24 protein-coding genes are annotated in these 24364 nt (G+C 72.5%); 7 read left to right on the plus strand and 17 right to left on the minus strand.

The genetic code is table 11. The annotated features are described in order from the left end of the window. The first annotated feature begins 220 nt into the window (after positions 1–220). Positions 221–1039: an SAM-dependent methyltransferase gene (locus K2224_RS39705; protein ID WP_221911922.1), complete on the plus strand. Its 819-nt coding sequence runs from the start codon at positions 221–223 to the stop codon at positions 1037–1039. Between the two features lie 22 nt (positions 1040–1061). Here the strand turns inward: K2224_RS39705 and K2224_RS39710 are convergent, their stop codons facing one another. Beyond that, positions 1062–1970, minus strand: a complete 909-nt coding sequence (locus K2224_RS39710) for a helix-turn-helix transcriptional regulator (protein ID WP_221911923.1) — start codon at positions 1968–1970, stop codon at positions 1062–1064. A 122-nt stretch (positions 1971–2092) separates the two neighbouring features. Continuing rightward, positions 2093–2335, minus strand: a complete 243-nt coding sequence (locus tag K2224_RS39715; protein WP_221911924.1) for a DUF397 domain-containing protein — start codon at positions 2333–2335, stop codon at positions 2093–2095. A 215-nt stretch (positions 2336–2550) separates the two neighbouring features. On the opposite strand from K2224_RS39715, the gene K2224_RS39720 reads away from it, so the two are divergent. Next, positions 2551–3078 carry an ATP-binding protein gene (locus tag K2224_RS39720; protein WP_221911925.1) on the plus strand — a complete coding sequence of 176 codons (528 nt, stop codon included), beginning with the start codon at positions 2551–2553 and terminating at the stop codon, positions 3076–3078. 35 nt (positions 3079–3113) lie between these two features. Here the strand turns inward: K2224_RS39720 and K2224_RS39725 are convergent, their stop codons facing one another. The 4 genes from K2224_RS39725 to K2224_RS39740 all read right to left on the minus strand — a co-directional run bounded on the left by K2224_RS39725 (position 3114) and on the right by K2224_RS39740 (position 8886). Beyond that, positions 3114–3479: a coenzyme f390 synthetase gene (locus K2224_RS39725; protein ID WP_221911926.1), complete on the minus strand. Its 366-nt coding sequence runs from the start codon at positions 3477–3479 to the stop codon at positions 3114–3116. A gap of 162 nt (positions 3480–3641) precedes the next feature. Beyond that, positions 3642–4760: a methylmalonyl Co-A mutase-associated GTPase MeaB gene (gene meaB / locus K2224_RS39730; protein WP_221911927.1), complete on the minus strand. Its 1119-nt coding sequence runs from the start codon at positions 4758–4760 to the stop codon at positions 3642–3644. 11 nt (positions 4761–4771) lie between these two features. Continuing rightward, the gene (gene scpA, locus K2224_RS39735) at positions 4772–7003 is read right to left on the minus strand and encodes a methylmalonyl-CoA mutase (RefSeq protein WP_221911928.1); all 2232 of its coding nucleotides are present in this window, start codon (positions 7001–7003) and stop codon (positions 4772–4774) included. After that, positions 7000–8886: a methylmalonyl-CoA mutase subunit beta gene (locus K2224_RS39740; protein WP_221911929.1), complete on the minus strand. Its 1887-nt coding sequence runs from the start codon at positions 8884–8886 to the stop codon at positions 7000–7002. Before K2224_RS39740 ends, scpA begins: the two co-directional genes overlap by 4 nt. Positions 8887–9078: 192 nt before the next feature. Between K2224_RS39740 and K2224_RS39745 the strand changes: the two genes are divergently transcribed. Beyond that, positions 9079–10359, plus strand: coding sequence for a DUF4185 domain-containing protein (locus K2224_RS39745; RefSeq protein ID WP_221911930.1), 1281 nt, complete (start codon positions 9079–9081; stop codon positions 10357–10359). Positions 10360–10378: 19 nt separating this feature from the next. Here K2224_RS39745 and K2224_RS39750 read toward each other — a convergent pair whose 3' ends face one another. The 4 genes from K2224_RS39750 to K2224_RS39765 all read right to left on the minus strand — a co-directional run bounded on the left by K2224_RS39750 (position 10379) and on the right by K2224_RS39765 (position 13739). Further along, positions 10379–10780 (minus strand): DUF1992 domain-containing protein, encoded by a 402-nt coding sequence (locus K2224_RS39750; RefSeq protein ID WP_221911931.1) that lies wholly within the window; start codon positions 10778–10780, stop codon positions 10379–10381. 96 nt (positions 10781–10876) lie between these two features. After that, a complete protein-coding gene (locus K2224_RS39755) occupies positions 10877–11506 on the minus strand; it encodes a hypothetical protein (protein WP_221911932.1) in 630 nt (209 codons plus the stop codon). Continuing rightward, positions 11503–13038, minus strand: coding sequence for a HAMP domain-containing sensor histidine kinase (locus K2224_RS39760; protein ID WP_221911933.1), 1536 nt, complete (start codon positions 13036–13038; stop codon positions 11503–11505). Before K2224_RS39760 ends, K2224_RS39755 begins: the two co-directional genes overlap by 4 nt. Further along, positions 13035–13739, minus strand: a complete 705-nt coding sequence (locus tag K2224_RS39765) for a response regulator transcription factor (RefSeq protein ID WP_221911934.1) — start codon at positions 13737–13739, stop codon at positions 13035–13037. The genes K2224_RS39760 and K2224_RS39765 overlap by 4 nt, the downstream gene beginning before the upstream one ends. 154 nt (positions 13740–13893) lie before the next feature. On the opposite strand from K2224_RS39765, the gene K2224_RS39770 reads away from it, so the two are divergent. Then, entirely contained in the window at positions 13894–14673 is a 780-nt protein-coding gene (locus K2224_RS39770; RefSeq protein WP_221911935.1) for a polysaccharide deacetylase family protein, read from the plus strand. Positions 14674–14852: 179 nt separating this feature from the next. Here K2224_RS39770 and K2224_RS39775 read toward each other — a convergent pair whose 3' ends face one another. From K2224_RS39775 to K2224_RS39785, 3 genes are all read right to left on the minus strand, one after another. After that, positions 14853–15263 (minus strand): SsgA family sporulation/cell division regulator, encoded by a 411-nt coding sequence (locus K2224_RS39775; RefSeq protein WP_221911936.1) that lies wholly within the window; start codon positions 15261–15263, stop codon positions 14853–14855. Positions 15264–15364: 101 nt separating this feature from the next. After that, on the minus strand, positions 15365–17101 hold the full coding sequence (locus tag K2224_RS39780) for a PH domain-containing protein (RefSeq protein ID WP_221911937.1): 1737 nt from the start codon (positions 17099–17101) through the stop codon (positions 15365–15367). Next, a complete protein-coding gene (locus tag K2224_RS39785; protein ID WP_221911938.1) occupies positions 17098–17616 on the minus strand; it encodes a PH domain-containing protein in 519 nt (172 codons plus the stop codon). The genes K2224_RS39780 and K2224_RS39785 overlap by 4 nt, the downstream gene beginning before the upstream one ends. Positions 17617–17827: 211 nt before the next feature. On the opposite strand from K2224_RS39785, the gene K2224_RS39790 reads away from it, so the two are divergent. Then, positions 17828–18451, plus strand: a complete 624-nt coding sequence (locus K2224_RS39790) for a TetR/AcrR family transcriptional regulator (protein ID WP_221911939.1) — start codon at positions 17828–17830, stop codon at positions 18449–18451. A 180-nt stretch (positions 18452–18631) separates the two neighbouring features. Then, a complete protein-coding gene (locus tag K2224_RS39795) occupies positions 18632–18958 on the plus strand; it encodes a hypothetical protein (RefSeq protein ID WP_221911940.1) in 327 nt (108 codons plus the stop codon). Positions 18959–19119: 161 nt separating this feature from the next. Here the strand turns inward: K2224_RS39795 and K2224_RS39800 are convergent, their stop codons facing one another. Together K2224_RS39800 and K2224_RS39805 are read right to left on the minus strand one after the other, a co-directional pair. Then, the gene (locus tag K2224_RS39800; RefSeq protein WP_221911941.1) at positions 19120–19626 is read right to left on the minus strand and encodes a MarR family winged helix-turn-helix transcriptional regulator; all 507 of its coding nucleotides are present in this window, start codon (positions 19624–19626) and stop codon (positions 19120–19122) included. 90 nt (positions 19627–19716) lie between these two features. After that, positions 19717–21789: an FUSC family protein gene (locus K2224_RS39805; protein ID WP_221912297.1), complete on the minus strand. Its 2073-nt coding sequence runs from the start codon at positions 21787–21789 to the stop codon at positions 19717–19719. 357 nt (positions 21790–22146) lie between these two features. Between K2224_RS39805 and K2224_RS39810 the strand changes: the two genes are divergently transcribed. Further along, on the plus strand, positions 22147–22701 hold the full coding sequence (locus K2224_RS39810; RefSeq protein ID WP_221912299.1) for a TetR/AcrR family transcriptional regulator: 555 nt from the start codon (positions 22147–22149) through the stop codon (positions 22699–22701). 215 nt (positions 22702–22916) lie between these two features. Here K2224_RS39810 and K2224_RS39815 read toward each other — a convergent pair whose 3' ends face one another. Both K2224_RS39815 and K2224_RS39820 read right to left on the minus strand, forming a co-directional pair. Next, positions 22917–23225 carry a hypothetical protein gene (locus K2224_RS39815; RefSeq protein WP_221911942.1) on the minus strand — a complete coding sequence of 103 codons (309 nt, stop codon included), beginning with the start codon at positions 23223–23225 and terminating at the stop codon, positions 22917–22919. 177 nt (positions 23226–23402) lie between these two features. After that, entirely contained in the window at positions 23403–24023 is a 621-nt protein-coding gene (locus K2224_RS39820) for a TetR/AcrR family transcriptional regulator (protein ID WP_221911943.1), read from the minus strand. Between the last annotated feature and the right edge of the window lie 341 nt (positions 24024–24364).

The raw sequence follows: 24364 nt of genomic DNA on the forward strand, positions 1-24364 counted from the left end.
GGCCGCCGGACCGCGGCCTCGCTCCACACCGTAGGCACTCCGTGTGACCGACCGATGAGCGGACCGTGAGAGGCTGATGAGAACGCCTGGCCGAGCGCGGCCCGCCCGGCCCGCGCCGCCGTGCACACCGGCCCGACTGCCCGTCCCACCGGGCCGGTTGGCGAGGACCGGCGGTGGCCGTACCGTTGCCCGCACCGCAATCCGACGGGAAGAGCAGGCAATGAGCCAGGAAATCCGGCCGCCGGCCGGCGACATCGATGTGACTGTCCCGAGCGTCGCGCGGATGTACGACTACTACCTCGGCGGCAAGGACAACTACGCGGTGGACCGCGAGGCGTGCGAGGAGCTGAGCAAGGTCGTGCCGAGCACCGAGGTGCTGGCCGTCAACAACCGGCGCTTCCTCCGCCGGGTGGTCCGCTGGCTGGCCCGCGAGCAGGGCATCCGGCAGTTCGTCGACCACGGCTCCGGGCTGCCGACCCAGGACAACGTCCACCAGGTCGCCCAGCAGGTCGATCCGGCCTCCCGGGTGGTGTACATCGACAACGACCCGATCGTGCTGGCACACGGCCGGGCGCTGCTGGAGGAGAACGAGAACACCGCCGTCATCCAGGCCGACATGCGGGACACCGACGGGATCTTCGGCAGCCCGGAGGTACGGCGGCTGATCGACCTCGACGAGCCGGTCGCCGCGCTGTTCGTCTCCGTGCTGCACTGCATCCCGGACGCCGACGATCCGGCCGCCCTGGTGCGGCGGGTCGCCGAACGGCTGGCCCCCGGAAGCTTTCTGGTGGTGTGTCAGCTGGTGAGCGAGGACGCCGCGACCCGGGACTTCGTCACCGAGTTCATGCGGGTGAGCACGCAGGGACACTGGGGCCGGGTGCGGCAGCAGCACGAACTGCGGGCGTTCCTGGGCGGGTTGGAGATCCAGGAGCCGGGACTGGTGGAGGTCTCCACCTGGCGGCCCGACCCGTCGGACGCCGGCCCCAGGCAGCTGACGCAGGAGTGGATCGAGTACGGAGGAGTGGCGCGCAAGCCGTGACGGGCCCTGTCCCGCGGCAGGATCAGCCGGCCTGCCCCAGCATCCCCTCCAGCATCGCGACAGAGTTGCGCGGCGACTCGGCCTGCGCACTGAGCCGGTCCATCACCGCCAGGTAGTGGTCGACGTCGGTGCGCTTGTCCAGATAGAGCGCGCTGGTCAGCTGCTCCAGATAGACGATGTCGGGGAGATCGGGCTCCTGGAAGCGGAGGATGGTGACCGGTCCGCCGGCCGCGGCGAGGCCGCCGAGGGCGAACGGTGCCACCTGGAGGGTGACGTTGGGCAGCCGCGCCATCTCCAGCAGGTGCTTGACCTGCCCGGCCATCACCTCCGGCCCGCCCAACGGGCGGCGCAGGCACGCCTCGTCGACGATGGCCCACAGCCGCGGCGGGTCGGTGAGCGTCAGCAGCCGCTGCCGCTCCATCCGCAGCGCGACCCGCCGCTCGGTCTCCTCCGGAGTGGCCCGCGGGTTGCCGAGCCGCGCCACCGCCCGCGCGTAGTCCGCCGTCTGCAACAGCCCCGGAACGAACTGGACTTCGTAGCTGCGGATGACCGACGCCGCCGATTCCAGGCCGAGGTGGGTCTCGAACCAGCTGGGCAGCACGTCGTTGTACTGGTGCCACCAGCCGGGTCTGCCGGTCCGGCGGGCGAGGGCGAGATAGGTGGCGCGGGCCGCGCTGTCGGTGACGCCGTAGAGCGTCAGCAGGTCGGTGACATCGCGCTCCTTGCAGCTCACCCGGCCCAGTTCCAGGCGGCTGATCTTGGCGTGTGAGGCGCGGATGGCGTCCCCGGCGGCCTCGCGGGTGATGCCGGCGGCCTCCCGCAGCCGGCGCAGCTGGGTGCCCAGCACGATCCGCAGGATGGTCGGACCGCCGCGTGGATGGTCGAGATAGCGGCGCAGGGACGGGTCGCTGCTCGGCTGCGCGGCGCTCATGCTGACTCCCCTGAGTGGTCGGGCCGATGCCCAGTGTCCCATTGCCCCGCGGGGGCGTACACCTACGCCGACTATCCGGCCGACATATGCCTCAGTTATTGCCTCCGATGGCGGCGCCCCGCTCAGTCGCAGACGAACAGATCATCGAACTCGCCGTCCTTCGCGCCCTGGAGGAACGCGGCCATCTCGGCGCGCGGATAGACCAGCGCCGGGCCCGCGGTGTGCCGCGAGTTGCGCACCGCGACCCCGCCGTCCGGAAGAAGCGCCAGTTCAACGCAGTTGCCATTGGGGTTGCTGCGGCGGCTCTTGCGCCAGTCCGCGTCGCCGACTCCGGTGGCCGGCATGCCGTTGGTCATCGACTCCATCACAGCTGCTCCCTTGGTGGGGGGTGTGCTCGGGACCGATCCGGGGCCGTGATCAGCGTTGGCGTGATCCGGTCCCTGGGTGGCCGTCCATGCCGATGTAATTGCAGATGCACTTGCAGCTAGGTACGGCCGACGAGGATATTAGCCCTCCGGGGCGGCCCAGCCCAGACCGTCCCGGACGCGCCCAACCCGTTTGCCCCTCCGCGGAGATCGTGATGACCACACACCCGGCACAGTCCGAGCGCGACGCCCTCCGGGAAGGAGGGAAGCCAGCGGCCGCCACCGGCCGGGACGCATGGTCGATGCCGGGACCGGACGGATTCGCGGCCTGCGCGCTCAGCGGTGCGGAGTGCACCGTGGCCGAGGCCCGCCGCTTCACCCGGGCCACCCTCGAAACCTGGCGGATGTGCCCCCACCTCGCCGACAACGCCGTCCTGGTCGTCTCGGAACTGGTCAGCAACGCCCTCCGGCACGGCCTCGCCGACCCCCTGGACATGGGCTTCAACTTCCTTTCCGAGGAACGCTTCTGCCATGCCTGGCTGGCGCTGACCCGGCAGGAGCGCGGGGTGCTGTGCGCGGTCTCCGACGGCGGGACCCAGGCACCCGTGCTGCGGCCGCAGGAGGACCTGGCCGAGTCCGGGCGCGGACTCCATCTCGTCAACCAGCTGAGCGAGTCCTGGGGTTGGACGCCGCCGGACCACTCCGGCAAGACCGTGTGGGCCACAGTGATGGCGCACGGCTGAGCAGACGGACGCCAGGCGGGCCGCGCGGGGCGTGATCAGTAGTCGCCGCGCAGCAGATAGCCGTCCCGGATCGAGGTGGGATCGGCGAACGGGCCGCTGCGGTGCGGATGCACGGCGATGGCCAGATCGTTGGCGGCCGGCCCCTGCTCCGGATGGGGCACGAAGTCCGCGTCATGGGTGTCCAGTTGACGCTGGACGCCCTGCTGGCAGGCTTTCGCCAGCTGGTCCGCCTCGACCGCGGACAGCGTCACTCCGGGCCGCAGCTGGACGTGGACCACGGGCCCGGCCTCCAGGTCGCCGCCCGCGTCCAGCGTCAGGCAGAACCCCTCGATCAGCCCGGCCAGCGGATTGCCCTCGAAGAGCCCGCGCGCGACGTCCTGCGGAAAGCTGTTGACCCCCATGATGACTCCCGGCCCCGGTCGGTGGGTGGTACCCACATCCTCGGGGCCGGGCACCCGGGCGTCATGAGTCGCGCTACTCAGGTCCGCGGATGAGTATCCGAACCGGGGTGCCACCCTCCAGGCGCCTCTTCAGGCCGGACCGGAAAGGGAGTTGACGTCCCGTCAGGCAGTCTCTCCGGTCGCCGAGTGCGTCGAGCCACCGGTCGAACCGTCGGCCGAGCCGCCGGCGCCCCCGGCCAGACCCTCGGCGAAGCCCTCGCCCAGGCCGAACGCCGACAGCAGCCGCTCCGCCGCCAGCGTCGCGGTGATCTCGCCCGCACGGACCGCCCGTTCGACCTCCGGCCCCAGCCGGCGGACGTCGGGGTGCTCCTGGAGGCGGTCGATCAGCCGGTCCCGGACCATCGACCACGTCCAGTCGACCTGCTGGGCGCGGCGCCGCTCGGCGAGCGCGCCGGTGGACTCCAACAGCGTGCGGTGCTGCTCGATCCGTTCCCACACCGTCTTCAGTCCGGTGCCCTCGCGGGCACTGCAGGTGAGCACCGGTGGGGTCCAGGCCGCATCCGGGATGGGGGTACCCCCTGTTCGAGCGTCGTCGAGAGCTTGGGGGCGCAACAGGCGTAGCGCGCCCGCCAGTTCGCGGGCCGCGGACCGGGCGTCGCGTTCGTGCGGACCGTCCGCCTTGTTGACCGACACCAGGTCCGCCAGCTCCAGGACGCCCTTCTTGATGCCCTGGAGCTGGTCGCCGGTGCGGGCCAGCGTCAGCAGCAGGAAGGTGTCGACCATGCCCGCGACAGTGGTCTCCGACTGGCCGACGCCGACCGTCTCCACCAGCACCACGTCATAGCCCGCGGCCTCCATCACCACGATCGACTCCCGGGTCGCCCGCGCCACCCCGCCCAGCGTGCCGGACGTGGGGGAGGGGCGGACGAACGCCGCCGGGTCCGTCGCCAGCCGCTCCATCCGGGTCTTGTCGCCCAGGATGGAGCCGCCGGTCCGACTGGAGGACGGGTCGACGGCCAGCACCGCCACCCGGTGCCCCATCCCGGTCAGCAGCGAGCCGAGCGCGTCGATGAACGTCGACTTGCCGACGCCCGGCACACCGCTGATGCCCACCCGCCGGGCCGCGCCGGAGTACGGCAGCAGCCGCACCAACAGCTGCTGGGCCGCCGCCCGGTGATCGGCGCGGGTGGACTCGACCAGGGTGACCGCGCGGGCGATCCAGGCCCGGGAACCGGCCCGCACCCCCTCGGCGTACCGGTCGACATCGATCCTCGCAGGCATGCCCCTCCGCTCTACAGCTCGTGGCCGAGGACCGAGGCCAGGTCCCGCACCAGGTCGTGGGCCGCGTCCGGGATGACCGTGCCGGGCAGGAACACCGCGGCAGCACCCATGTCCCGCAGCGGCTGCACGTCCTGCGGCGGGATCACCCCGCCCACCACGACGGTGATGTCCGCCCGGTCCTCCGCCGCCAGCGCCTCCCGCAGCGCCGGCACCAGCGTGAGATGACCGGCCGCCAGCGAGGACACCCCGACGATGTGCACATCGGCCTCCACCGCCTGCCGGGCCACCTCGGCCGGGGTCTGGAACAGCGGGCCGACGTCCACGTCGAAGCCCAGGTCGGCGAAGGCCGTGGCGATCACCTTCTGGCCCCGGTCATGGCCGTCCTGCCCCATCTTGGCCACCAGGATGCGCGGCCGGCGGCCCTCGGCGCGCTCGAACGCCGCCACCAGCTCCCGGGTGCGCTCGACCCCCGACGAGGGTCCCGCTTCGTCTCGGTACACACCCGAGATGGTACGGATCTGGCCCGAGTGGCGTCCGTAGACCTCCTCCAGGGCGTCCGAGATCTCCCCGACGGTCGCCATCGCACGGGCCGCGTCCACCGCCAGCGCCAGCAGATTCCCCTCAAGTCCCGGTCCCGGCGCGGCCTTCGCCGCCTCGGTCAGCGCCCGCAACGCCCGCCGGCAGGCTTCCTCGTCGCGTTCCGCACGCAGCCGCTTGAGCTTCTCGATCTGCTGGGCCCGCACCGCGGAGTTGTCGACCTTGAGGACCTCGATCTCCTCGTCGGTCTCCACCCGGTACTTGTTGACGCCGATCAGCGCCTGCCGGCCGGAGTCGATCCGCGCCTGCGTACGGGCGGCGGCCTCCTCGACGCGCAACTTGGGGATGCCCGCGTCGATGGCCTTGGCCATGCCGCCGGCCGCCTCGACCTCCTCGATGTGCGCCCAGGCCCGGCGCGCCAGATCGTGGGTGAGCCGCTCGACGTAGGCGCTGCCGCCCCAGGGGTCGATCACCCGGCAGGTGCCCGACTCCTGCTGGAGGAACAGCTGGGTGTTGCGGGCGATCCGGGCCGAGAAGTCGGTGGGCAGCGCCAGCGCCTCGTCCAGCGCGTTGGTGTGCAGGGACTGGGTGTGGCCCTGGGTCGCGGCCATCGCCTCCACACACGTCCGGGTGACGTTGTTGAACACGTCCTGGGCGGTCAGCGACCAGCCCGAGGTCTGCGAATGGGTGCGCAGCGAAAGCGACTTGGGGTTCTTCGGCTCGAACTGCGAGACCAGCTTCGCCCACAGCAGCCGCGCCGCCCGCAGCTTGGCGATCTCCATGAAGAAGTTCATGCCGATCGCCCAGAAGAACGACAGCCGCGGCGCGAAGGAGTCCACGTCCATGCCGGCCGCCATGCCCGCGCGCAGGTACTCCACCCCGTCGGCGAGGGTGTACGCCAGCTCCAGGTCGGCCGTCGCACCCGCCTCCTGGATGTGGTAGCCGGAGATCGAGATGGAGTTGTAGCGCGGCATCCTCTGCGAGGTGTACGCGAAGATGTCGGAGATGATCCGCATCGAGGGCTGCGGCGGATAGATGTAGGTGTTGCGGACCATGAACTCCTTGAGGATGTCGTTCTGAATGGTCCCGGCCAGCTTCTCCGGCGGTACGCCCTGCTCCTCGGCCGCCACGATGTAGAGCGCGAGAACGGGCAGCACCGCGCCGTTCATCGTCATCGACACCGTCATCCTGTCCAGCGGGATGCCCTCGAACAGCTGCCGCATGTCGTAGATCGAGTCGATCGCCACGCCCGCCATGCCGACGTCACCGGTCACCCGCGGGTGGTCGCTGTCGTAGCCGCGGTGGGTGGGCAGGTCGAAGGCGACCGACAGGCCCTTCTGGCCGGCGGCGAGGTTGCGCCGGTAGAAGGCGTTGGACTCCTCGGCGGTGGAGAAGCCCGCGTACTGCCGGACCGTCCAGGGCTGGTTGACGTACATCGTCGGGTACGGGCCGCGCAGATACGGCGCGATGCCCGGGTAGGTGCCCAGGAAGTCCAGGCCGTCGAGGTCGTCCGCGGTGTACAGCGGCCGGACGTCGATGCCCTCCGGCGTCTCCCAGGTCAGGTCCGCGACGCTCTTGCCGGTGGCCTCCTGGACCGCGTCCGTCCAGCGCTCCCGGTCGCCCGGCGCCGCCGCACCGGGCATCTCGCCCAGCTCCACGGTGCTGAAGTCCGGGATGGCGCCCGCCCGTCGTGCCGTCTCCTTCATACCGCCACCTCCGTGACATCCAGGGCCGAGGACAGCACCCCGACCGCATCGCAGCCCGCGAACACGAACGTGTCCACCCCGGCCGCCGCGAACTCCGCACCGCGCTCACCCGGCCGGCCCGCCAGGTGCACCCGCACCGCACCCGCCGCCTTCAGCGCCGCGGCCACCTCCACCGCCTGCTCCGCGTATACCGCGTCGCTGGAGCACACACACGCCATCCGGGCGCCGCTCGCCGCGAACGCCGCGGCCACGGACGAGGCCGTCACCTGCTCCGAAACGATCTCGATCCCGCCCGCCTGGAAGAGATTGGCGGCGAACGCCACCCGCGCGGTGTGCGCCGCGACCGGACCCAGCGCCGCCAGGAACGCCTTCGGACGCGCGCCGTGCGCCGCCAGATGCGCATCCGAACGCGCCCGCAGCGCCTCGAACGCGTCGTCCCGGCGCACCCGCGGCAGCCCGCCGCCGGCCGGCACGGGAGCCGGCTCGCGCTCCAGCGCGGCCTCCGCGAGGTTCGGGAACTCACTGACACCCGTGATCGGCTCCCGGCGGTGCGCCAGATCCTCGCCGCGCCGCCGCCAGGTCCGCGCCAGCCGCTCGCCGATCATCCCCGACCGCAGCGCGGCGGCCTGCCCGCCCGCGCCCTCGATCTCCTGGAAGAACGCCCAGCCCGCCCGGGCGAGTTCGGCCGTCAGCCGCTCGACGTACCAGGAGCCGCCCGCCGGGTCGATCACCTTCGCCAGATGCGACTCCTCCAGCAGCACCGACTGGGTGTTCCGGGCGATCCGCCGGGCGAACGCGTCCGGCAGCCCCACCGCCGCGTCGAACGGCAGCACCGTCACCGCGTCCGCGCCGCCCAGCCCCGCGGACAGCGCGGCAACGGTGGTACGCAGCATGTTCACCCACGGATCCCGACGCGACATCATCACCGCCGACGTCACCGCGTGCTGGCGCTGCGCGGCCGCGGCCGGCGACGCCCCGCACACCTGCGCCACCCGCGCCCACAGCAGCCGCGCCGCCCGCAGCTTGGCCAGCGTCAGAAACTGATCGGCCGTCGCGGCGTACCGGAACTCCAGCTGCCGGCAGGCCGCGTCGACGCCCAGGCCCCGCCCGTCCGCCGTCAGCTCCCGCAGATACCCCACGCCGGTGGCCAGCGAGGCGCCCAACTCCTCGGCCGCCGAACCGCCCGCCTCGTGATACGGCAACGCGTCCACCGACACCGCGCGGACCCGCGGCGCACTCTCCTCGGCCCAGCCGGCCAACCGCACCGCGGCCGCCAGCCCATCGGCCAGCCCCCGGTCGTCCCCGGTACGCGCCAGCACACCCAGCGGATCCGCACCCAGCACGGCCGCCGTCTCCGCCGGCGCCACCCCGGACTCGCGGTACAGCCGCAGCAACTCCTCCGCCGCCGCCGGGAATTGAGCACCCGCGTCCAGCACCACCGGCGCCAGATCCAGATAGACGCCCGCCAGCGCCTGCGCCAGACCGGACACCGGCACCCCGCCGGCACCCACGGTCAGCCACACCGAGGTGACGCCGTTCTCCAGATCGGCCAGCAGCTCCTCGTTGACCCGCCGGGGATCGGTGCCGGTCTGCCGCTGACGCACATCCCACCCGGACGCGGCGGCGCCCGCCGGCCTGCTCCCCCTTATGAACGGCGGGAAACCGGGCAGACCCACCGCGGACGGCGCATCCTCGGCGGTATAGAGCGGACGGACACTGATGCCGTCCTGGAGGTCGGTGGCGAGCGCATCCTCGGCGGCGACACCGGCGGCGTCGGAAGCGCCCGATTTGCGCAGCACGCCCTCCACGAGGCGCTGCCACTGCTCGCGTTCGGCCGCCGGGAACGCGGCAGCCAGGGGGAGTTCGGGGGACTCGGCGGTCATGGCAGCAGGCTAGGCGAACGAGCGTTAGCCGGAGCAGGGGGCAACGCTGTGACCTTGCCCTCGTTGAACGGAACGCCGATTGCCATGTACCGCGCGAGCCCGGCACGGCAGGCCGACGGCCCCTCTTCCACCCCTCCCGGAACGGCGCCGCCCGGCGCGTTACCGTGACCACGCACCCCACCGAGGAGCGGAATGCGCCACCCGCCCATCACCCGCAGCACGCTCGCCGCCGCCCTGCTCGTCCTCCTGCTCCTGGCCGTCGCCGCCGCCGTGCTGGTGCCGACACCGCAACCGGGCGCCGACCGCGCCGCCTGCACCGGCCGCACCCTCACCTCCTGGACCGTGGACCCCGCCACCACCGCGGCGTTCGCCCGCTACGGCGACGACAACACCCGCACCGACGACTGGACCGGCGGCGACGGCACCCACTCGGTGCGCCTCCCCGACGGCCGGACGCTCTGGCTCTTCTCCGACACCTTCCTCGACCGGGTCCACCGGCCCCCCAACTCCCAGGGCGCGTCCTACAGTTGGCGCACCACCGACACGGGTGGCACTCCGTCCCTACGACACAATTCCCTCGTTGTGACGAACTCCTCGGGCACCCCCGAGCGCACCCTCACCGGCGGCACCCCCGCCCTCCCCGGCCCGTTCTTCCCCGACCCGCCCGGCGGTGGCTGGCGCTGGCCGGTCCACGCGACCGTGGAGCCCCGCGCCCCCGGCTCGGCCGACCGGGTCGTCCGGGTGCTGCTGTGGAACCGCGTCCCCGGCATCGGCCCGTGGGCCTTCGGCACCCCGCACGGCACCGACGTCGCCACCCTCTCCCTGCCCGACCTCCGGCTGGAGTCGATCACCCCCGTCGCCGACCAGAGCGCCCTCGCCGACCCGGCCCGACGCGTCCTCTACGGCGCCGCGCTCGTCCGCGACGGCGACTGGAACTACGCCTTCGGGAGTGACGAACCGCACTCGTCCCCGGCCGGCAGCGGATATCTGGCCCGGGTCCCGGTCGGTCGGCTCGCCGACGGCGCGGCCTGGCGGTACTGGGACGGCACCCACTGGCATCCGGACGCCGGGAAGGCCACACCGGTACTGCGCGGCAGCGGACGCCGCGGCGTCGGCAGCGCCTTCACCGTCGTCCGCGACGCCGGGACCTGGGTGCTGCTCACCATGGACAACGCGGCCGGCGCCGGACTGCGGACGATCACCGGATACTGGGCCTGCGCACCCCACGGCCCCTGGCGCGGCCCTATCGGCCGGATCACCCCACCCCGCCCGGTCGGCCCCGACCCCGCCCACGTCGTGGTCTACAACCCCCAGGCCCACCCGGAGTCCACCGCCCCCGCCGGCCTTCTCCTCAGCTACGACGTCAACTGGCTCGGCCCACCCGGCACTCCCCCCGACCCGATCGTCAACGGTGACGTGGAGCTGTACCGCCCACGCTTCCTACGGATCCGGCTGACGCCGACGGGACCCTGACACGCCGCGCGCCGAAACCTCAACTCCCCTTCCGCTCCCGCCACTTGCGGGCCTCCTCCTCGATGTCGTACGGGACGAGGTTCAGCGGCGGCCCCTCGGGCGGGGCGGCCAGCGCCGCGCGGATACGGTCGTTGATCTCGGTCAGGATGCGGCGGAGGGCGGCCTCGCTCGGTGCGTCGGCGGCGGACCGCAGGGCGTCCTCGGCCTCCTTGCGCAGGACGAGGGTGGGCGGGAGGAAGGAGATCTGCTCCCGGCTCATCTTGTCCTTGATCCACCAGGTCTCGTCGTACGGCCGGTCGAGGTGGGGGAGGGGCTTGCCGAAGCCGGGCAGCTGCTCGAAGCCGCCGCGCTCGGCCGACTCGCGGATCTGCTTGTCGACCCAGCTCTCGAAGCTGACGCCGGGGGGTTTGCGCTCGGTCATGGGGATGCTCCCGAGGTGCGGGCCGGACGGTCCTCTCCCTTCACCGTAGCGCAGCGCCCGGTCCGGCCCGGGGGCGGGCCGGACCGGGCAGCGGGGTCAGTCGCCTCCGCCGACGGTGTCGGCGGCGCTGGTCGGGGTCGCCTGGACCAGCGGGAAGGCGTTGTTGCCGCCGCACACCATGGGCCCGACCCGGACCCCGTGGCCGACCAGCGTCACGGTGACCTGGCCCGGCGGCTTGCCCCCGGGGACCCGGGCGTTCGCCGCGGTGCACACCAACTGGTTCAGCGAGGCCGGGTCCAGCAGCTTGGCGTTCACCGGCAGCGTGATCACGACCTGGCCGGGCCCGGTCGTGGCGGTGAGCGGAGCCGGGAACTTGGGCACCACGCTGGAGAGTCCCCGCATCCGCTCGGCGTGGTTGGGCCCCTGCACCAGCAGGTCGATGGCGGCCTGCGGGTCCAGCGGTTCCTTCGCCGGGCGGGTCGCCGGGTGCAGCCCGTCCGGCCCGTAGAAGAACAGCTGCACATCGGCCGGCGGCTTGCCCGGGGCCCGCACCCCGGTCGCCGGCTCCCCGGCGTCGATCACGTCGGTGGGCTCGATGCCGCAGCCGGCCAGGGTGGCGGTGAGCGCGCCGGCCAGGGCGCCCAGGGCGGCCCGGCGGCCGGGCCGGCGGACGGCGGCGGCAGGGCGCGCGGCCCTCCGGCGTGCGGTCTGCGGTCGCACGGTCATGCGTCGTCGCCCCCCTTCCCGTTCCCGGTGGCCGAGGGCTTGGCCGCCGGCTCGTCCGCGGCCCCGTCGGCCGGTGGCTCCTCGTGCCGCAGCGGCAGTTCGACGGTGAACACCGCGCCGCCTTCCGGGGCGTTGGCGGCGCGCAGGATACCGCCGTGCAGCCGGACGTTCTCCTGCGCGATGGCCAGTCCCAGCCCGCTGCCCTCGGACCGGGCACGGGCCGAGTCCGCCTTGTAGAAGCGGTCGAAGACATGCGGCAGCACCTCGGGGTCTATCCCCGGACCGCTGTCGCGGATCTCGATCAACAGCGTGGCGTCACCCGGCTCCGGCGCGCGCAGCACCACCCGGACCGGCTCGCCGCCGTGATGCAGGGCGTTGCCGACGAGATTGGCCACCACCACGTCCAGCCGGCGCGGGTCCAGCCGGGCCCGGACGTCGTCCGGCAGCTCCGCGGTCACCCGCTGCTGCCAGGCACGGGCCTGCAGCGTCTTCCGGATCGTCTCGGCGACGTCCACCTCGTCCAGGTGCAGCGCGGCGGCGCCCGCGTCGAACCGCGAGACCTCCATCAGGTCCTCCACCATCCGTGCCAGCTTCCCGGTCTCCTGGCTGATCAGCCGGACCGCCGAGGCGGTGTCCGGGTCGAGGGAGTCGGCGTCCTCGTCCAGCACGTCGGTGACCGCGGTCATCGCCGCCAGCGGCGTCCGCAGCTCGTGCGAGACATCTGCCGCGAACCGCCGGGAGTTCGCCTCCATCCGGCGCAGCTCCGCCATGCTCTCCTCCAGCTTCGCCGCCATCTCGTTGAACGTCCGCGACAGATCGGCGAGTTCGTCGGCGCCCTTGAGTTCCAGCCGGGTGTCCAGCTTGCCCTCGGCGATCCGCCCGGCCGCCTGCCGCAGCCCCCGGACGGGCCGCAGCACCCCGCGCGCCGCGAACAGCGGCAGGATCACCGCCAGCGCGAAGGCCGGCAGCGCCCCGCCGCGCGCGGCGGTCACCAGCGCCTCGACGTTGGCCTCCTCCGAACGCAGCGGCAGCTGGGCGTAGACCGTCAGCGCGGACGGCCGGCCGTCGCTCTGCCGCACCGGCATCCCGATCAGCAGCCAGGGCGAGCCGTCCCGGTCGATGCGCTGGAAGGCCGGCACCCGGCGCTTCTCCACCGACGCCTTGAAATCGGCCGGCACCACCATGTCGCGCCGCAGCCCGCTCGCGTCGTCGTCCGGGACGCCGTTGTAGTGCACCGAGATGTCCCAGTCGCGGGACTGGCCGGAGCGCTCCAGCTTCACCCGGAAGAAGTCCAGGTCCGACCGGGACGGCGGCACCGCCAGCTCCGGCGCCAGCGAATTGACCTGGGCCCGCAGGTCGTTGACGGCGGTGTCCTGGGACCGCTGGAGGATGGCGTTGCGCGCCTCCCGGTACGTCAGCCCGGCGGTGGTCAGCGCACTGACCGCGGCCACCAGCAGGAACGCCACCACGAGCCGGGCACGCAGTCCGCGCACCGCGGAGACGCCCGGCAGCAGGCGGCGGAGGCGGCTCACAGTGGCCCGAAGCGGTAACCGAAACCGCGCACGGTCTGGACGTACCGGGGGCTGCGCGGGGTGTCCTCTATCTTCGTCCGCAGCCGCATCACACAGGCGTCCACCAGCCGGGCGTCGCCGTGGTAGCTGTGCTCCCAGACGTGCTCCAGCAGCTGCTGGCGGCTGAAGACCTGCCCCGGCGTGGCGGACAGGAACAGCAGCAGCTTCATCTCGGACGGCGCCAGCGCCAGGTCCTGGCCGCCCTTGCTGACGACCAGCCCGGCCCGGTCGATGGCCAGTTCGCCGTAGGTCTCGACCGGCGCGGGCCCCGGCTCGCCGGCCGGGGCACCGTCGGGGGGCAGCGCGGTGCGCCGCAGTACCGCCCGGATCCGGGCCTCCAGCACCTCGCCGCGGGCCGGTTTGACGATGTAGTCGTCGGCACCCGCCTCCAGACCGAGGACCACGTCGAGGTCGTCGCCGCGGGCGGTGAGCATAATGATCGGCAGCTGTCGCTCGGCGCGGATGAGCCGGCAGATCTCGAAGCCGTCCTTGCCGGGCAGCATCAGATCCAGCAGCACGATGTCGGGGCGGAAGGACGGCAGCGTCGCCAGCCCTTCCTCGCCGCTGGCCGCGGCCGCGACTTCATGGCCGCGCCGCCGCAGTGCGAGGGACACCCCGTCGCGGACGGCGGCGTCGTCCTCGATCAGCAGTACACGTGGCATGGGTCCAGTATCAATAAGTTTCATGATGGATCCGTAACAGGAGCATCCTGCCCCGAGTCCTGTGCATCTGAGGGGGTGCAGGCGGCGTCCGTGTAAAGGGGCACACCAGGCCGCCGGCAGGAATACAGCAGAGCACATGAGGGGCGGGTTTGACATGGCACGGCGCTTCGGCACGGGACGGCGCTTCGGAATCGAGGGCGGGATCATCGGCGTGACCACCGCGGCGGTGGCGTCACTGGCGGTGGCGGGGGCGTTCGCCTTCCTCCAGCCGAGCGCGGAGGCCGACACGATCAACCACGCCAAGCCGGCCCAGCCGCCGCGCACCGCTCCGGTCGACCCGTCCATCGTGCACGCCTCCGACCGTCCCGGCCGCAGCCTGAACATCACCATCGACGACGGCCCGGACCCCGTCTGGACCCCGAAGGTGCTGGCGGCCCTCAAGGAGAACGGCGTCAAGGCGACCTTCTGCATGATCGGCCCGCAGGCCGCCGCCCACCCCGACCTCGTCAAGAAGGTGGTGGCAGACGGACACCGGCTCTGCGACCACACCGTCAGCCACAACACCGGCATGGACCACCGCTCCGAGGACTACCAGTCCCGGCAGATCCTCGACGCCCAGAAGATGATCGAGGACGCGGCCGGCGGCGCCAAGGTCGAGTACTACCGCGCCCCCGGCGGCGCCTTCACCCCCTACAGCCGCAAGCTGGCCGCCGACCACGGCATGCGCCCGCTGGGCTGGAACGTCGACAGCAAGGACTTCGAGGGCGGCGGCGTCGCGCAGATCGAGTCGACCGTCCGCGGCGAACTCCGCAACGGCCCCACCGTCCTCTTCCACGACGGCGGCGGCAACCGCGCCCGTACCGTCGAGGCGCTGAAGCGACTGCTGCCGTGGATGAAGCAGCAGGGCTACGGGTTCGGCTTCCCGCAGCGGTAGCCCGCCCCGGAGACCCCGAAAACAGCTGAACGGGCCGGTCACCACCGGCCCGTTCGTCATTTCCGGTTTGTGCGGGTTCCGCCCGGTCGTCGTCCCCCACGGGTTCGTGTCCGTTACGCGTTCCGGTCCGGTCCGTCGGTGTCGTCCGCCGGCCTTCCCGTGCGGCGCGATCGTCGCGCTCACGCCGTGCCGAACAGCTCCGCCAGCTCCCGCTCCACGCCCAGGTACTCGTGCTCCCGCCCGGCCGGCACCGCCTCGTACGAGCGGGCCAGGAACTGCCGGACGTCCTCGGTCCGCAACTGCACCATGGCGAGGCCCTCGTCGGCGTGGAACTCCATCACCGTGCGGTCCGGACCCGACGGCCGGACCCGCACATCGCCCCGGCCGACCGCCCCGTGCAGCCCCTCGGCGAGCAGGTCCCGGGCGAACGCCCAGTCCACCGCCGCGCCGTCGAGCGAGATCTCCGGCGGGAAGGTCATCCGCACCGCCAGCGGATCGGTCCGCAGGTAGCGGAGCACCGCCGGAACCGCATGACCGACCGACGTCGCGAGGAGACGGACCTGAACGGCTTGGTCGATGGCGGTATGCATCGCGGCGGCTCCCTCACAGCGAGTCTTCCCGCCGAACGCGGGCGTGGTCATCCTGTAGGACGGTCTGCCCGGCCCCGCCGTGCACAATCAAGGGGTGTGATCTACGTCATGTCGCCGGTGCCGAATCGCCCTTCCGGTGCCGAATCGCCCTTCCGTCGCTGGTAGGTGGTGCCGCCGCGGGTGGATTGCGGGTGGACGAGGAACTCGTCCAGGAGGCCCGGGGTCGCCGCCGCGGCGAAACCGGGCGCGGCGCCCTCGGCGAGATCCGGGATGCGATATCCCTCCTCACCTGCCGCCACCGCCGCGGTCAAGGACACCAACCCGGCCCGCCGGGTGAACGGCGAGGTGGTGAACGTCCAGGCGGCGACCGCCTCGCGCCGCAGCACCAGGGTGTCCCGGCTGAACGTGCCCGAGCGGGCGACCAGATGGCGGCCGGCGATCCCGTGCCCCAGATTCCGGTACGCGTCCCGGGCCAGCCACAGCGCCACCGGGGTGGTGACCGCCGCGTAGATCCACGCGGCGTGCAGCAGCACGGGGGCCGTGAACGCCGCCCCCAGGCCGGCCAGCAGTACGGCGCCCGGCAGCACGCCGAAGAGCGCCCCGCGCACCCGCCGCCGACGCAGCGCGACCCGCGGGTGCCGCACCAGTGAACCGCTCTCCTGACGTCCCGTCATCTCCCGTGTGGGGAAGGGGGATTGCAGTGTCCCGCTCGCCACCTGTAGCGCGTCCCGGCGGGGTGCCGGCGGCAGCAGCCCGCTGCGCTTGCGGTTCTCCTCCTTGTTGCCCAGGCCGCCCGCCACCGCACGCACCGTCGCCCCGCCGCCGGCCCGCAGCAGCAGCGGCTCGCGCAGCACCACCCCGCGCAGCCGGGCGCGCTCGATGGTCACCGAGCGGGTGGTCAGCAGCCCCCGGTGCACCCGCAGGGTGCCGGCGTCCGCCCACTCCAGGCGGTAGTCCCACCAGTTCTCGACGTACAGCACGACCGCGCCCACCGAGCCGAGCAGGACCACCGCCAGCAGCGCCGCGGGGATGGTCAGCCACAGCATCCCGTTGCCGAACTCCTCGAACGCCCGCCGGACGAAGCCGAGTTTCCACGGCTCGATGCCGATCTCGTGCAGCACCCGGTAGGCCGAACCGCCCGCGACGAACACTCCGCCGACGACCCAGAAGGTGAGCGGCGCGTACCGCAGCCAGCGCCAGTTGATCCGCGCCAGCACCGGATCCTCGTCGACCGTCCCGGTGGCCGCGCGGGCCAGCAGTTCCGCGCGCAGTCGCTCGCCCTCGGCCGTGGCGAGGGCCTCCAGCGACAGTTCGCCGCCGCTCTCCCCGGATCCCGCGGTGCCGGCCCGCAGGACCGTGACGCCCAGCAGCCGGTGCAGCGGCGACGCCGTCAGGTCGACGGTGCGGATCCGGTGCAGCGGCACGCTCCGCATCCGCCGGGTGAGCAGCCCGCTCCGCACTTCCAGGCTCTCGCCGGTGACCCGGAAGCCGGTGCGCGCCCACCGGACCAGCCCGGCCCCGGTGACCACGGCGAACGCGGCGGCGATCGCGGCGAGGGTGAGCCAGGCGCCGCCGGTGATCCGGCCGCCGGTGGCCAGCGCCGTCAACGCCAGCGAACCGAGCGGCGCACCCAGCCAGCCGCAGTGCACCAGCAGCGTGCGCGGGCTCAGCCGCCGCCAGTCCGGCTCGCCGACGCTCGGGGGGTGCCCTTCGGTGCGCTGGGTGCGCTGGGTGCGCTGGATGCGCTCGGTGTACTGGATGGACTGGGGGTGTTCGGGGTGTGAGGCGGGGGGTGGTGTGCTGCCGCCCTCTCCGGGGGTGTTCCACGGAGTGCTCATGCGGCATCCCCCGGAACGTCCTGGGCGACCTCGCCGATCCGCCGGGAGAGCGCCTCGGCATCCGCGTCCGACAGACCGGCGATCTTGATGTCGCCGGCGGTCGAGGCGGTGGTGACGGTCACCGTCGCCAGCCCGTACCGCCGCTGTATCGGCCCGCGCAGGGTGTCCACCGTCTGCACACGGGACAGCGGCGCGATCCGCCGCTTCTGCCAGAACCAGCCGCCCGCCGCGTAGACCGCGCGCTCGCCCAGCTCCCAGGCGTGCACCGCGTACCGCATCCGCGGCATCACCACGAGATAGCCCACCGCAGGCAGGACCAGGGCGACGAGCAGCAGCGGCCCCAGCCACGGCAGTGCGCCGGGGAAGAAGAGGAGCGACAGCACCGCCAGGACCAGCGCGGTCAGCAGCATCGGGCCGCTGAGCGTGAGCAGCGCCTGGGTCCGCCACCAGGCGCGGGCGCGTGGATCGACGCGGTGGCGGGGCGGGCGGAGGAGCGGTGCGGCGTGCTCGGGCATGAGGGTCACCGTTTTCCAAGTCAAACGTATTGTGAGGCGGTACGTTATAACGGTACGAGCGACTTGTAAAAGCCGGCCGCTCGGAGACGTGCGCGACCAGCGCGGCAGCCGCAGCACGGACGCGACACGGAAGCGGCAGCAGAGACACAGTGCGGAAGCGGCGCCGGAAAGCGCTGCACCACAGGCACTACGGATGGAAGGAACACCGCTCGTGCCGAAGAAGGTGGATCACGAAGCCAGGCGCCAGGAGATCTCCGCGGCGCTCTGGCGACTCGCGAACACCCGGGGCGTGGACGGGGTCAGCCTGCGCGATGTCGCCGCCGAGGCCGGCATCTCGCTCGGCCGGATCCAGCACTACTTCCGCACCAAGGACGAGCTGCTGCTGTTCGCCCTCCGGCACATCAACGCCAAGGCCACCGAACGTATCGCGCAGCGGATCCAGGCACTGAAGGCGGAGCCCACGCCGCGTGAGGTGCTCCGCGCCTGCTGCGCCGGGATGCTCCCGCTCGACGCGGAGAGCCGCGCCGGCCTCCTGGTCGGCGCCGCCTACTACTCCCGCGCCGTCCACGACCCGGCCCTGTCCGCGGAGGCGCGGGACGGCATCCCCAAGCTCCGCGACTTCTTCGCCGACCAGCTGCGGTTGGCCGCCGAGCGCGGCGAACTCCCGCCCGAGCGCGCCACCGAGGACGAGGCCATGCTGCTGATCGCCCTCTCCGACGGCCTGGCCTCCTACGTCCTGCTGGGCATCCACGGTCCCGAGCAGGCGCTCGCCCTGCTGGACCGACAGCTGGACAACCTCTTCGGGGGGCTGGCCGAGCCCGCCGAAGGGAACTGATGCTCCGTCAATTCATCTCACATGGCCGGACTTTGGCCGCCCTGCCACGCTTTCCCGCCATCGCCGCTCGGCCCGCTCGCGGCGTCTGCCATTCTGTCGTCCGACCGTCGCGCAGGACCTTCCCCACCGCACCTGGCGGGGCGCTCCCGCGCGTCACAGTGTGACCAAGGGGAGGCGGCAGTGCCGTACATCGGGGAGACCTGGCGGGTGGAACGGGGCGCGGACGTGGTCGGTGAGATCATCGTCACCGAGGCGGGCTTCCCCTGGTTGAACGGCCGCTTCACGCCCGGCCCGGCCTTCGCCGAACTGCGGCCGCACTTCGTTCGCGAACTGGCCCTCGTCGACACCATCGACGACGATCCGGCCGCCTGGGAGGACGCCTACGCCCGCGCCAGTGACGGCGTCCGGCTGGTCGCCCCGGACGGGCCGGTGGCGGAGTTCCTGCTGCACATCGAGGACGACGCGGCGTGGTTCCGCTGGAGCGACGAGCCGTTCCCGGGGGAATGACCCGGGGAATGAGGGCGTTCCTGATGGGTGACGTGCGGGGGCCATGAGGAGTTGGGGGAGGGGTGCGCGCCGCACCGAGGGGCGGGCCAACCCGGCCACCCCGGTTGTCCGGGCGATCCCGGTTGCCCGGGTCATCCCGGTTGTCCTGGCTGTCCCCGCCGTCAGTCCATCAGGCTCGCCAGTCGCCCTTCCAGCACCACCAGCAACTCGCTGAGCGCCGTGGAGAGTTCCTCCTGCCGCGCCTCGCCGATGCCCTCCAGCAGTGCGGCCTCGTACCGAAGCTGCTCGGGCACCAGCCGGTCGATGATCTCCCGCCCCTCGTCGGTGAGCGAGAGATGGGTGACCCGGCGGTCCCGGTCGTCCGGCCGGCGGCTGACCAGTCCGCGCTCCTCCAACTGCCGGACGCGCTTGGTGACCGCCGCCCCCGAGGCGAAGGTCTCCCGTGCCACCCGGCCGGGCGTCAGCTCGCGGTCCATCCGACGCAGCGTGCCGAGGATGTCGAACTCGGGCCGGGTCAGCCCCGCCCGCCGCAGCGGCGCGTCGGCGGCCTGCTGTAGCAGCGCGGAACAGCGGTTGAGCCGTCCGATCACCGCCATCGGGCCGGTGTCCAGCCCGGGGTGCACCCGCTGCCACTGGCGCAGCACCCCAGCGACGATGTCCTCGGTCACCCGCACTCTCCTCTCGGCCATCCGTCCGGCCGGCATCCCGGTCGTCCACCGCCCTCATTGTGCCTGCCCAGGACGGGCCCGAGAGGCACGTCAGGCGGCCAGTGCGGGCGCGGCCAGTCGCCGGACCAGTACTGCCAACGTCCGGTGGCCCTGCTGCTCGGCGCGGGTGATCCGCTCCTCGGGGAGCGCCCGCTGCCACCACTCGCCGGCCGCCACCTCGGCGGCCTCCCGCAGCTCGACCAGTGCCCCGCCGAGCCGGTCCCGCGCCCACCCGGCCTCGTGTGCCCAGCCGACCCACTCGGCCTCGCGCTCCCAACCGGCGTCGCGCACCCCGGTTGCTTCCGCCACTCCGACAGGTCCGTCCGCCCATCCCGTCCCGTTCACTCGGTCCACCGTGTTTGCGCCGGACCGCCCGGACTGCACCTCGTACCGCGTAACGTTCGGTGCGCAAGAGCGTGCCCCGGGCCCGGCGGCCAGCAGCCTGGACGCCGCCGCCTCGGCCTCCGCGACCCGCTCCAGCGCCAGATCGATCCGGTCGGCCGCCCGCCGGTTGGTGACCAGTACGCAGCAGACCAGCCCGACCGCCGCACCCACCACGGTGTCCAGCCAACGGTCGGCGATCAGCGTGCCGGCCGGCAGCGGTCGGCCGAACTGGGTCAGCAGCAGCGCCATCGGCGTCACACACACCGAGCCGAGCCAGTAGTTCCGGCTGATCATGGCCTCCGCACCGAGCTGGCACGCTAGCGCGAGCGCGATCATCACGCCCGCCCCGATGTGGATCAACGGCAGCAGCGCGGTGAACAGGAGCAGCCCCAGCAGGTTCCCGAGGGTGCGCTGGAAGGCGCGCTGCCAGGAGAGGGTGGTGTTGGCCTGATAGATCGACGCCGCGGTCACCACGGCCCAGTACGGATGACCGACCCCCGCCGCCAACGAGGCCCAGCCGGCCAGGACGCACCCCACCGCGACCCGCGCCCCGATGGGCAGCAGCGGTGAACCGGGGCGGAGCTGTCCCACTGCCGCCCGAAAGCCCCGCGGCCGCCCAGGCGCTGGCCGCCGCAGCCCACGCACGTCCGTCCCCCGACCCCGACGGTCGCCACCGGACTCCTCCGCCCTACGTGACACACATGACGCGGCTGGCGCAGATGACACGCACGGCACACGTGACACCTGTGACGCGGCAGTCGTCGCATTCGACTGCCGCAGATCCATGCCGGGCTCCAGCGCAACCCCGAACTCCCAGGCCGCACCGGCCAGTTCCGCGGCCTCAGTTGCGGTCAGCGTGACCTCGGGCAGCGGCCGTCCGCTCCGCAGCTCCCGTGCCCAGTCGCCGAACCGGCCGGCCTCCGCCTTCGCGTCCCGGGGGACCCCGCCCAACGCGGACTCCGCCCGTACCAACAGCCGCTCCAGCCCCGCCCGTGCCGCGGCCTTCTCCGGCGTACGGGCCGGAACCAGGAACAGCGCGTGCCAGGCGGCGTTCACCGCCGCCGCGGTGGCATGCCGGGCATGCGCCACCCCGGCCGGCTCCGGGGGCCCGGCCGGCGGTGCGGCCTCAGCCTCAATCCCGGCCTCGGCTCCGGCCTCCGCCCGCGCCCGCAGCAGCCCGGCGGCGGCCTCCAGTGCCCGAGCGGTGGCGATCCGCTCCGGCCCCTGCGGCCGTACCAGTGCCGGCGCCATGCACACCAGCCACGCGAACGCCCCGGTGGCCAGCGCCAGTCCGGTATGCGGCAGCACCTCCGCCGGCCGCTGCGGCACGAAGAACGCCGAGGCCGCGATGAACGTCAGGATCAGATTCCCCGGCGGCCCGATCCGTGTCGCATCGCACACCATCTTGTGCACCGCGGCGACCAGCGACGCCAGGACCACCAGCACTGCGGCCGAGGTGATCAGCGACGCCGCGGTCAACGCGACCGCGACGCTCGCCACCATCCCGAGCACCACCCACGGCAGTGTCCGGGCCCGCGCCGCGTACGGCAGACCGTGCGCGTACAGGGCGCACATCGCCCCGGCGGAGGTGTAAAGCACCAGGTCGAGTCGCCCCAGGCCGAACAGCACCAGATCCGGGACGCCCAGTGCGACCACGGCACTGAGCGCCGGCTTGTGCCAGATGTCGACGGGCCGCCGCAGCCGGACCGTGCTCCGGACCGGCAGCGGCCGGAACCGCACCGCGCCCGTCCCGTCCGTCCCGCCCGCCCTGCCCGGCGCCCCGACGGTCGGCCGCGCCGCCCTCGGTCGTCGTCCCGTGCCTCTGACCTGCTTCGCGGCGTGCTTGGCGTGCTTCCCCATATCAAAAACATTAGCAGGTGTTTTACAAGTAAAAGATATGCGCTGGCTCACCCGCCGACGCGCGACAATGTCCCCGTGCCAACCGCCAAGAACGTCAAAAACGCCAAGCACGAGAAGAGCGCCGAGAGCGCCAAGGGCACCACCAAGGGTGCCAAGAGCGCCGCCAAGGGGGCCAAGGGTCCTGGGAAGGCGGAGTCGGCCACGGGGTCTGCTTCACCGGACCGCCGCCGCGAACTCCTGGACACCGCGGCGGAGGTGTTCGCCGCGCAGGGCTACAACGCGACCACCGTCCGCCAGATCGCGGACGCGGCGGGCATGCTCGCGGGCAGCCTCTACTACCACTTCGACTCCAAGGAATCCATGGTCGACGAGATTCTCGCGACCTTCCTGGACGAGCTGTGGGCTGGTTACGACGCAGTGCTGGCGGCCGGCCACGGGCCGCGGGAGACCATCGAGGCGCTGGTCACCGAGTCGTTCCGGGAGATCGACCGGCACCGTGCCGCGGTCGCGATCTACCAGAAGGAGGCCCGGCACCTGGCCACCCAGCCCCGTTTCGGCTATCTGACCGAGTCCCGGCGGAAGTTCGAGCAGCTGTGGCTCGGCACCTTGGAACGCGGCGTGGCCGAGGGTGTCTTCCGCGGCGACCTCGATCTCCGGCTGGCCTACCGCTTCCTGCGCGACACCGTCTGGGTCGCCGCGAGCTGGTACCGCCCGGAGGGCCGCCACACCCCCGAGGAGATCGCCCGCCAGTACCTCGCCATGGTCCTGGACGGCATCGCCGTCCCGGAGTGACGTGATGGGTTACGTCCACGGACGTGACCGGGCCGCCCGCCCGGCAGGCAACACCCGCCACTCGACCTGGCCTGCGAGAACGAGAAGGGTGTGAGAAACGCGCAAGTGCCTGTCGTGCTCGGCGACAGCCTGCTGCGACCGGTGGCAGGCGCGGCGCGGTCCTCGGTGGACGCGGCCCTCAGCAGGAAATGCTCTTGTGCTCGACTTCTCGACGTTCAGCAGGAGACGTTCTTGACGTACAGGGCCCGCGGCGTGGCCGTCGAGCCGTACCGCACGTCCTTCGTCGTTCCCTTGGGGAGCTGGCCGCGCTGATCCGCATGATGCGGGATGACGATCGAGTAGCAGGCCGGCCGCTGCGTGCACAGGTTCATCAGCCGGACGTAACGCTGACCGCCCGAGCTGAAGTACTTGCGCACCTTGGCGCACCGCGGCACCTGGTCGGCCGCCGCCTGCGTCGCGGTGGCAAGCGTCAGCGAGGCCCCGCACACCACACCGGCCAGCGCTATGGACATGATCTTCCGCATCTGATTTCCCCCGTTCAACGCGCGGTCGCGGTCCACTGCCCGGCCGTCGTGCGACGGCCATCGGGTCAGCCCCGCCCCAGCGCTCCGGTCCTCTTCGCGGCCCCTGCCGCCCCAGCTGTCATGGCTCGCCGAGCCCTGCCCGGCTCCGCCCCATTCTCCACATCCGCACCCTGAATTTCAGCCCAGGGTCGCTGCCTGGAGCTCGTCCACCCGCAAATAAGCCAAAGCCTGCCGCGTGAGTTCCGCCACATCGCCCGGCTCGTCCTGCCATGCCCAGTGCTCCATGGCGACCGACAGCGCATCGATCAACGCACAGGCCAGCAGCCGGACTTCCATGCTGTCCTCGGCAGCTCCGGTGCGCGCCGCGAGCACCGGGACGAGCTGATCCTGCATGTCCCGCCCGGAGGCCAGCCACCGCATCCGGATCGCCGGCACGCTGCCCATGACCCGGATCAGCCGCCGGGCCTTCTCCGGGTCGGCCAGCCTGCGAGCCGACGCCGGGTCCTCGAACGCCGCCCGCACCGCGGTGGTCAGCGGCTCGTCGAAGGGCCGGTCGGCGAGCCGCTCGACGAGAACCCCCACGCTGGAGGTGAGCACCGGCGTGAGCGCGTCCTCCTTGGCCGCGCAGTAGCGGTAGAAGGTCCGCAGCGAGATCCCCGCCGCCGACGCGATGTCCTCGACCGTCGTCGCCTCGTATCCCCGCTCGGAAAAGAGGGTGGCCGCCGACTCGGCGATCTCCAGCCGGGTCTCCTGCCGCCGCCGCTCCGTCAACGAGGGCCTGCCTCGCACTGCCGACATCCGCCTCTCCGTCCCCCGTGGCCGCTTCATCCGACCTCTTTCTCATCTTCCTCATCCGTATGTTGTCACGAACTCGCTTCTTGGCACGTCATGCCAAAAAAGCTATATTGACCCCGCCCCGCCCCGCCCTGTCACTCACTCCCTTCCGCTGTCCGCCGCCTGGTCTCCCGACTGACCTTCGGTACGCCAGTCCAGTCCAGACCCCCTCCCGTCCATGTGCCCGTCCCGTCCATGCGCCGGTCCCCGCTCATGAGCCCAGACGCCTGAGCGTCCGCGCGCCGCCACGTCGCACGACATGCGGTGGCCGATCCGCTCCTCGCGGCACGTACCGAATCGGCCAG

The organism is Streptomyces sp. BHT-5-2 (genome assembly GCF_019774615.1).
Lineage (GTDB): Bacteria > Actinomycetota > Actinomycetes > Streptomycetales > Streptomycetaceae > Streptomyces.

What these genes read in the sequence shown, in the direction of transcription:
- K2224_RS39720 (WP_221911925.1), top strand. Translation starts at nt 2,551, where the DNA reads ATGACCACACACCCGGCACAGTCCGAGCGCGACGCCCTCCGGGAAGGA.
- K2224_RS39715 (WP_221911924.1), bottom strand. Translation starts at nt 2,335, where the DNA reads ATGGAGTCGATGACCAACGGCATGCCGGCCACCGGAGTCGGCGACGCG.
- K2224_RS39750 (WP_221911931.1), bottom strand. Translation starts at nt 10,780, where the DNA reads ATGACCGAGCGCAAACCCCCCGGCGTCAGCTTCGAGAGCTGGGTCGAC.
- K2224_RS39820 (WP_221911943.1), bottom strand. Translation starts at nt 24,023, where the DNA reads ATGTCGGCAGTGCGAGGCAGGCCCTCGTTGACGGAGCGGCGGCGGCAG.
- K2224_RS39775 (WP_221911936.1), bottom strand. Translation starts at nt 15,263, where the DNA reads ATGCATACCGCCATCGACCAAGCCGTTCAGGTCCGTCTCCTCGCGACG.
- K2224_RS39740 (WP_221911929.1), bottom strand. Translation starts at nt 8,886, where the DNA reads ATGACCGCCGAGTCCCCCGAACTCCCCCTGGCTGCCGCGTTCCCGGCG.
- K2224_RS39755 (WP_221911932.1), bottom strand. Translation starts at nt 11,506, where the DNA reads ATGACCGTGCGACCGCAGACCGCACGCCGGAGGGCCGCGCGCCCTGCC.
- scpA (WP_221911928.1), bottom strand. Translation starts at nt 7,003, where the DNA reads ATGAAGGAGACGGCACGACGGGCGGGCGCCATCCCGGACTTCAGCACC.
- K2224_RS39785 (WP_221911938.1), bottom strand. Translation starts at nt 17,616, where the DNA reads ATGCCCGAGCACGCCGCACCGCTCCTCCGCCCGCCCCGCCACCGCGTC.
- K2224_RS39710 (WP_221911923.1), bottom strand. Translation starts at nt 1,970, where the DNA reads ATGAGCGCCGCGCAGCCGAGCAGCGACCCGTCCCTGCGCCGCTATCTC.
- K2224_RS39745 (WP_221911930.1), top strand. Translation starts at nt 9,079, where the DNA reads ATGCGCCACCCGCCCATCACCCGCAGCACGCTCGCCGCCGCCCTGCTC.
- K2224_RS39815 (WP_221911942.1), bottom strand. Translation starts at nt 23,225, where the DNA reads ATGCGGAAGATCATGTCCATAGCGCTGGCCGGTGTGGTGTGCGGGGCC.
- K2224_RS39765 (WP_221911934.1), bottom strand. Translation starts at nt 13,739, where the DNA reads ATGCCACGTGTACTGCTGATCGAGGACGACGCCGCCGTCCGCGACGGG.
- K2224_RS39770 (WP_221911935.1), top strand. Translation starts at nt 13,894, where the DNA reads ATGGCACGGCGCTTCGGCACGGGACGGCGCTTCGGAATCGAGGGCGGG.
- K2224_RS39725 (WP_221911926.1), bottom strand. Translation starts at nt 3,479, where the DNA reads ATGGGGGTCAACAGCTTTCCGCAGGACGTCGCGCGCGGGCTCTTCGAG.
- K2224_RS39705 (WP_221911922.1), top strand. Translation starts at nt 221, where the DNA reads ATGAGCCAGGAAATCCGGCCGCCGGCCGGCGACATCGATGTGACTGTC.
- K2224_RS39780 (WP_221911937.1), bottom strand. Translation starts at nt 17,101, where the DNA reads ATGAGCACTCCGTGGAACACCCCCGGAGAGGGCGGCAGCACACCACCC.
- meaB (WP_221911927.1), bottom strand. Translation starts at nt 4,760, where the DNA reads ATGCCTGCGAGGATCGATGTCGACCGGTACGCCGAGGGGGTGCGGGCC.